At 39.6% G+C, this 7,921-nt stretch carries 6 protein-coding genes; 2 read left to right on the forward strand and 4 right to left on the reverse strand.

Annotated elements, in window-relative coordinates:
* Positions 1 to 1,009 precede the first annotated feature (1,009 nt).
* The gene (locus IIC38_19000) at positions 1,010 to 1,303 is read left to right on the forward strand and encodes a hypothetical protein (protein ID MCH8128014.1); all 294 of its coding nucleotides are present in this window, start codon (positions 1,010 to 1,012) and stop codon (positions 1,301 to 1,303) included.
* Positions 1,287 to 1,481, forward strand: coding sequence for a thioredoxin domain-containing protein (locus IIC38_19005; protein ID MCH8128015.1), 195 nt, complete (start codon positions 1,287 to 1,289; stop codon positions 1,479 to 1,481). Before IIC38_19000 ends, IIC38_19005 begins: the two co-directional genes overlap by 17 nt.
* A 106-nt stretch (positions 1,482 to 1,587) precedes the next feature.
* Here the strand turns inward: IIC38_19005 and IIC38_19010 are convergent, their stop codons facing one another.
* The 4 genes from IIC38_19010 to IIC38_19025 form a co-directional block, all read right to left on the reverse strand.
* Positions 1,588 to 2,157 (reverse strand): hypothetical protein, encoded by a 570-nt coding sequence (locus IIC38_19010; GenBank protein MCH8128016.1) that lies wholly within the window; start codon positions 2,155 to 2,157, stop codon positions 1,588 to 1,590.
* A gap of 914 nt (positions 2,158 to 3,071) precedes the next feature.
* The gene (locus IIC38_19015; GenBank protein MCH8128017.1) at positions 3,072 to 3,341 is read right to left on the reverse strand and encodes a hypothetical protein; all 270 of its coding nucleotides are present in this window, start codon (positions 3,339 to 3,341) and stop codon (positions 3,072 to 3,074) included.
* A 40-nt stretch (positions 3,342 to 3,381) separates the two neighbouring features.
* Positions 3,382 to 6,459: a spermidine synthase gene (locus tag IIC38_19020; GenBank protein MCH8128018.1), complete on the reverse strand. Its 3,078-nt coding sequence runs from the start codon at positions 6,457 to 6,459 to the stop codon at positions 3,382 to 3,384.
* A gap of 101 nt (positions 6,460 to 6,560) precedes the next feature.
* Positions 6,561 to 7,921: hypothetical protein (locus tag IIC38_19025; GenBank protein MCH8128019.1), on the reverse strand; the 1,361-nt coding region annotated here is incomplete at its 5' end.

The raw sequence follows: 7,921 nt of genomic DNA on the forward strand, positions 1-7,921 counted from the left end.
TGCGATCAATCTATTTAATCTATTCATTTTACAACTCCTTTATTTTGGTTAATATTATTTTGTTTTTTCTTTTCCATTTGCCTTCATACAAGCAACAGGTATGCCAAAGTGTAAAAAGAGTTATAACTTATTGATTATATGGCATTTGGAGAATTTCCCTTACTGAAAGCCAATTGGCTGAGTTCAGCCAATTTGATGAGTTCAGCCAATCAATTTGCTCATTTCAGCCAATTTACAATGGTTGTTATAAAGCCTTGGGGAATTGAAAAGAAGAGTTTTTGAATAAGAAGAGGTATGAGATTTAAGTTTGCTAGACCCCTGCTTTGAATTGACCCTTTTGAAATGGATTTGAAACCACAGTATTCTTATTTTATCCGCGAATTTCTGTCACATAATAACACTGATGCAATACACAAAATAGATAAAAGCAGCCGTTCGAGATAATATTTAAATTCCAAAAAGTTATTTTCATACTTACAACTTTATCTCTTGACAATCTTAACTTTATTTCTAATTTATAAATCGCAGAACAAAATGTAACTTTTTGTATTAACAATAACTTGTGGAGGTAGATATTGAAACGATTCATCTATTTAGTACTCGTGGGGGCATTCCTCGTCGCTATTCCGGCGTCTCATCTCATGGGTGGTAAATCAGAAGAGCCGAGCTCGCCGTGTGAAGCACTATGTGCCGCGGCCATGAAGGATTGCGCGAGTAAAGTCCGTAAATCGCGAGAATGCGCAGAAATACTTAGGGGGTGTATAGAGATATGTCATACTACTTGTTAATTGCGAGATGGGGAACCATGGCCAGTAGAGCCATGTGAATATCCAACTAAGTAAGCTAATTTAAAAATGAGACTGGGGGTGATAGTGCCCCCAGTTTTCATTTCTGCTTATGGCTATTAAGAGTCTAAGATTTACATGTCTCACTCTCCTGGTATTTAGTCTGTCAGTCTGTGGCTATCTGCTATTCCGTCACTTCACTCTCACGGCTATAGGGGCTAATATTGGGTTCGACATTTGCTCGGCGATCTTTGGAACGGGCAGATTTGATTAAACGATTTGAAGGGAAACTTCAGGTCTTCTTCAAGCATTTTCCACTAGGGACAACCTGCAATCCTTCAATGGAAATTGACATTCATCCACAGGCTTGTGAGGCTGCAGAGGCAGCTGAAGCTGCAAACCGGCAGAAAAAGTTTTGGGTTTTTCACGACGTCTTGTTCGCATCTGACCTTAACAGTAGTCCGAACATGGTTAGTTTGATCGCCGCAGAAATAGAGTTAGATCTGCAAGCAATTTGAGGCTGATCGAAAATCACAAACAACCATTGAGAAAGTAAAATCAGATATTGATCTGGGGAACCGTTTAGGTGTGAATGCAACCCCTACAATTTTTATTAATTCTCGTTTAGTCTCTGACATTAGCTTACAAACGATCGAGTTCTTGATCACGAATGAGTTACAACTGGCAGACCAATAATAACCCTACTCCAGGCTATGTCTCTAAATGACGGGAGATTTGGAAAAAAGAAAAGGCCATCCCTAATTAGAGATGGCCTTCAATTAAACCTCCTTGTTTATATATCTTAATTTGCAGCCAGGGCATAACGCGAGAAGTGATCGATATAGCCGTTAACTTGTTTCTTCACAGTGTTTACATCGGATGCGATAAGTTCCCAGACACCTTCCGTCTCGTTAAAAAAGTAGATACGGATGTCTTGCTCATTAATTCCAGTTAGATCAGCGTCTTTGTAAGAAAGTGTGATCTTAACTGGGTTGTTAAAAACGGCGTCACTTGGAGAGAATTCTGCTCCGCCCTCAAGTAATCCCGTAGATTCCCAAGAGAAGCGAACTAACACATCTTGGCTGACGTCACCACTTTTGAAATGGAGACTGCTCTTTCCATGCTCCTCATCCCCCACATGGATTTTACCGCCGTTTTTAACCGTTATCAGTTTTTCATTCACGAAAAGTTTGCCAAGGCTGTAGGTTTTTGCTTTAAGTATTTTAAGTTCTTCATCTGCCTGTTTGGGCGCAATTGAATGTGCTTCAGACTGCAAAGGCGACTCTTTGGAACAGGCGCTAAAGTTCAGAGCCATTCCGGCTGCCAATAACACCGCCATACTCGATGTGATCAATCTCTTTAATCTATTCATTTTACATCTCCTTACTTTTGGTTAATATTATTTTGTTTTTTCTTTCCATTTGCCTTCATACATGCAACAGGTATGCCAAAGTGTAAAAAGAGTTATAAGTTATTGATTATATGGCATTTGGAGAATTTCTCTTACTGAAAACCAATTGGCTGAGTTCAGCCAATTTGATGAGTTCAGCCAATCAATTTGCTCATTTCAGCCAATTTGATGAGACGTGAAACGGCAAACGTGAAACGGCAAACGTGAAACGGAGTGTGGGAGAAGGGGGAACGGAGATTAGAAAGATATTGATGTGACTGCTAGTCTGAGTACGATAAAATCCGAATTTCAAATCTCAAAAAAAAACAAATCCTAATTCCCTAATACCCAATTTCCCAAGATATTTGGACGATTGACGATGGAAATTGAAACAGTGCCAGTGTCTGAGACCGTTTCACTAATCTCCGACACTATCAGGCGTAGGATTTGTGAATTATTCAGGTTAATAAATCAAGTTAGGTTTGAATTTTGATTCCATTGCAAAAAAGCTAGAAGTATTCAAACAAACTGTGATTAATTTGAGCAAGGAAGGTGAAATCAATTGTATGAACTTCTAAGATTATAATATTTACAGGGATTTTTGTCCGTGAATTGCTGTAGCATATTGACAGTGACGCAGTACAAGGTTTTCCTGAAATGTGCCGTTGGTTGAGCATTGCTCCTTTATATCTCAAAATTTAGGACTGGTATTTCTTAAGGGTAAAATAGAGCCGGATAAGAAACGATAGATACTGAATTCAATTATAATGTATTTCTGTATCGACCTTCCATTGTCGATAAAATGTTGTATTCCTTACTGGATCCCTATGACTAATTCAAAACATTTCTTATCCGGTGTTTTTTAAAATCGCGCCTTATTTATCATTTCTATAAATCTAATCATCATGGGCATTATCTTCACCATCATCATCCTTATCTTCAAAAATTTCGATGGCAGCTTTGATATTATCTTCAATCATATCTTTATTATTTGTTGAACAAGGATCTAATAGATTGTCGCTATCATCCACAAACCACAAATCCATATTAAGCCAAAACAATATTCGTGGAATTATTGTCTTTATCGGCACCGAGAATGGGGTTGAACTCTCTTTCCTGTTCTTCGCTAAAACTGCTTGTAAACACAAATTCTCGTTCTTGATCACCCTTTAAGTAACCTTTATAGGGAAAATGAAAAAATTAGACCTATTGCTTCGAAACTGCACTCAATAAACGCAGCTCAATTATGGGATTTTCTTTATTCTCATACCGGCTCCATAATTCTACGGCTGCAGCTTTATTCTCGAGAGCAAGATTCGCTAACATCGCAGCCATGAGGAAATAATCATTCCAGCGTGAAGCCTTTATTGCACCAGGAGGGAGTAGTTGAGTTGATATTTTTAAAACCTGGTCAAAATCCCGACTCCCTAACGATCTATATAGGTTCACCAAATTCATTATTTCCGGGGGTATATTCGAGAAACATGGCGCTGACTCAATATCTGACCAAATCATCTTCATTTCCTGTGATGACAAATAAGGCAAGGTCAAATCTAATAAATAACTTATTGAGGGAAACCAATTTTCAATGATGTCTTTGGTTTCACATTTTTCACGAATCAGCCTGAAGCTACGAACAATTTGAGTGGTTTTTTGATCCATCGGAATAGTTGGCGTATTGTTTCTGTCTTCCAAATATCTAAAATATTGAAAAATAGCTTTCCCCTGGTGTGCCCGATAACTTAGAATTGAATTTTCAGGCAAACTGCCGAACCCCGATGTTTGGAGAGCAGTATCGTTTGCTAAGGTCTCAAGTAGAGGCATTGGTGCAGAACGTAACCTTACCAATTCTGTCGCATCACTTTTCAAGTATCTTGCTTTAACCGCCCTTATATCGAGAATCGGGAAATAATCTGAATTAGCAGGAATGTCATAGGAATTAAATAACGGATCCAGCGTTTTTTTGCTGCCCAATTTACGCAACTGCAAATCTTGTTTCCCGAAAATTTTGACGCGGGCAAGCTCAGGTTTCAATCCGGGAATCGTGAATATCCTATCTGAGAGCTGGCGATTTATTTGCTGCTTCCCCGCAAGAATAATAATATTCTGATCTCCGGTAAAATAAATCGAATAATCAACAAAATTTTCGGACAGCGCTTTGATAATCGAAGCGATTAAAGGAGTATCCATTTCGTATAAATGCATCCACTGCACAAATAACCCATCATCTTTAATGTAATTACGAATCAGGCGATAAAACTCCTTAGAAAAGAGTCCGGCGACACCGCTAACCCAGGGATTGGAAGGTTCTGAAATAATTAAATCATACTGTTTACCTGCGTTGGTAAAAAAGGTTTTAGCGTCTTCAAAGTAAATATGACTACGTGGGTCAGTGTAATTATTGGCGACCCGCTCTCCAAAACCTTTTGCCGCTTCCACTATTGCCGGTTCAATCTCGACAATATCTACTTCGTCAATATCAGGATCCATTAATAATAAGTGAGAAGTCAGCCCTGACCCAAAACCAATATTGGCGACAGTTTTTGCTTTGGTATGAAGCGATAATGGCAGCGCCGCTAATATTATCATAGTGATCTCATCCTGAGATGCGGTGGCTGAATAATTTATGGTCGCATCCGTTTTACCATTAGTAAGAATCGACAGTTTACCGGAACCACTTCTAACCAGGTCGACAGACGCTGTTTTGCCATCCTTATGAAACAAAATTTTAGATTCACTTGCAGCAATGCCATTTCTATAAACACCAGAGGCCATTTTCGCCGAATCCAATTCAATCCAAAAAGCATTTAATAAAACAATCCCTGTGAAAATCGCAGCAACTACACTCCATTTTATCCTGGAAATTTGCGATTTCGAATACCACAAGAGTATTAATCCCAGGAGAATATCAATTCCTCCACCCATGACAATTAAATTCTTCACACCTAAAACCGGCATAATCAAATGAACCCCTATTAAAACTCCGGCAATAGCTCCAACGGTGTTAGCGGCATAGATTTTACCGATGGAGCCTTCTCCCTGCCCATTGGACATTAGGGTATGAGTCAGGAGCGGCAGGGTCATGCCTGCACATACTGTTGCAGGAAGCATGATGAATATTGCCAGGCCATGGCTAAATAGATTGAAATAGGCATAGCCCTGCCCTGTTTTTGGAAATGTTTTTATTGCATAGCTCATTAAATCAAACGTTTGGCCGTAGGATAGCAAGGTCAATAAAGCAAAACCTCCCATTACCAATTGAACCAGACCCAGGGTGTATACCGGGTTGGATAATTTATCGATCTTGCGGCTAATCAAGTAGCCCCCAATCGCCAGGCCCAAAATAAAGGAACTTAACATCAGCTCAAATGCATGTGTCGAACTGCCGAGCACTAAACTGAGCATGCGAATCCAGCCAATTTCATACATAAAGGAAGCGGTTCCGGTTAACCCTGCCACAAGTAGAAAAATAAGTGACAGCCTTTGCGAGGATATTCTTTTGGGCTGGAATTTTTCGGAAACAAAATCCCGGCTTCGGTGGTGTGTTTTTCTGTAACAAATTGCTCCAACAACTAAAGCAAGCAAGATGTTCAGGATACCTGCGATCATAATTGTACCGGGCAGACCGAAGTATTCAATCAACAGAAAACCACTGACTAAAATTCCAATGGCAGCTCCCAGGCTATTGACAAAATAAAGAAATGCTAAAGAGCGACCGGGGGTTTGGGGAAACCGGCGGATGATGCCGCCGCTCATTAACGGAAATGTTGCGCCAAGTAGAATCGACTGTGGCAGAATAATCAATGACGCTAAACCCCATTTAAAGAAATTAACAGCCATCCCACTATTTAATTGTGGAATGATGGAAAAGTATGCTAAATCCGTGGCGGTAACAAACAATGGATGGAATAAGATTCCCAACAGACCGATAACCCCTTCAACCAGAGCATAACCCAGCAATAAATTACGGATTTTTAAACTATACCGACCAATTCCCCACGCACCAAGTGCCATCCCGCCCATAAAGATAATCAGCACAAGAGATTGGGCGTAAGCTGCATGACCCAAAAATAATTTGAGATAGTGGGTCCAAATCGATTCGTATATGAGACCGGAAAAACCGGAAACAGCAAATAGGAAGTAAAAAATGCCTTTCCCGACTTTCTTGTTTTTTGGTAAAAGCTCTTCTTGCTTCTCAGTTAAAAGTGGTTTGAGAGGATCCTCTAAAACTGCCAGAGATTCTGTTTCGAAAAGTTTGTCCTGGGTTTCCATACGAAATGACATTTCGCAATGCCGTAGGTATTTTTAAAATGCGAGTGTAGCTAGATGTTTTTTTATTGCTCTTTCCAGGTGCCGTTTTTACAGTAAGGATGATAAACCTAAACTTATAAACGTCTCCAAGTTCCATTAACGACGTTTACAGTTGGTGTGCCAGAGGTAAACCCTGGAGGCACAATGGTAGGCAAATAATTCTCATTCCAATCCATGTGGACACAATGTACATCTTCCTTGTCAATATAATCAGTGACAATGCTGCCTAATATATTTGTGTGACGAGCCTTGAGTTTCCCACCAGAATAAAAAATGCCTTTCATGTCGTTGCGTTTAGTGGAATCCGAATCACAATCAATTGTGATCTCCTTAGGACTTATCATGCTGCCTGAAACGGCAGTATATGGATCTGAGACTTGGATTTTATTGCTTCCGAATAAAACCGATCCCATACCCGACACTACAGATGCATTTTTGATTTTTAGGTCATGTCCTGCTATTATCGTAACATTATTCGCTATAGTTACCGCCTCGTCAAGAACTATATCATTGACGGCTACTATAACTCCGGGGCCAGTGATGGTACAACCATTATTGATTACCAAATTTCCAATTTTATAAATGACTTTATCAGTAAAGCTTGATAAATTCAAATTACTGGTGATAGCACCGGTCGGATAATCCGGATAGCCTCCTACATTGTTGATATAATCGTCGTAATATTGCGTATCTAGTACGGGCCAAGTTATAGGTGGGTTGCCGGAAGTAAATTCATCGAGTGTATAACTGTAACTCGTTTGGTTAATTACGTTTGTACCTTCCTCAACATGAACAGTAACGCCACCTAATACCCAGTCACTTTCGAACTTTACCTCAGCAGTATTTAAAGTAAATATTTCACCATTTAAATAAGGGGTATGAGAGCCTTGAAATCTAAGTTTTTTGCCAGTATTGAATGAACTAACAGCGTAATAAAAAGCCTGTGGTAAGAGACCAGTAATTTGGTATTTAACCTGCAAACTCTGCGTTATGCCATTTGAAGTAGCTGTAACGGTAAGTAGAGAATCACCCACTATTGTCGAACTTACCAAAGCCTCACCAATGGCCAGATTTGTAAACAAACCATTTCCTTCATTTTTCAGCAACCCCAATGCCATATCTATGCCCGCTTCAGCTGCGTAAAAGGCTTTAGTTTTGATAAGTTGATTACTGGCTCCTTTGGTATCGTTACCAATAAAACTAAGGGAAGTTACAGCCATTAAAAAGACCAAGGTAATCACGGCAAAAGCAAAGGCGATTGAGATCGCTCCATGCTCATGCTTCATTTTTTTTACTTTTAATTTCAGCAAGTAGAATCCCTCTTTCAAAGGTAATTCATACCTACGATAAACATAAGCCCGCCGGCTAAAATCATCAAGATGCCGCTGATTAACCGGAAACGAATCAGTTCGTGATCTGTTGTTACTAAACGATT

The organism is candidate division KSB1 bacterium, assembly GCA_022566355.1.
GTDB lineage: Bacteria > Zhuqueibacterota > JdFR-76 > JdFR-76 > DREG01 > JADFJB01.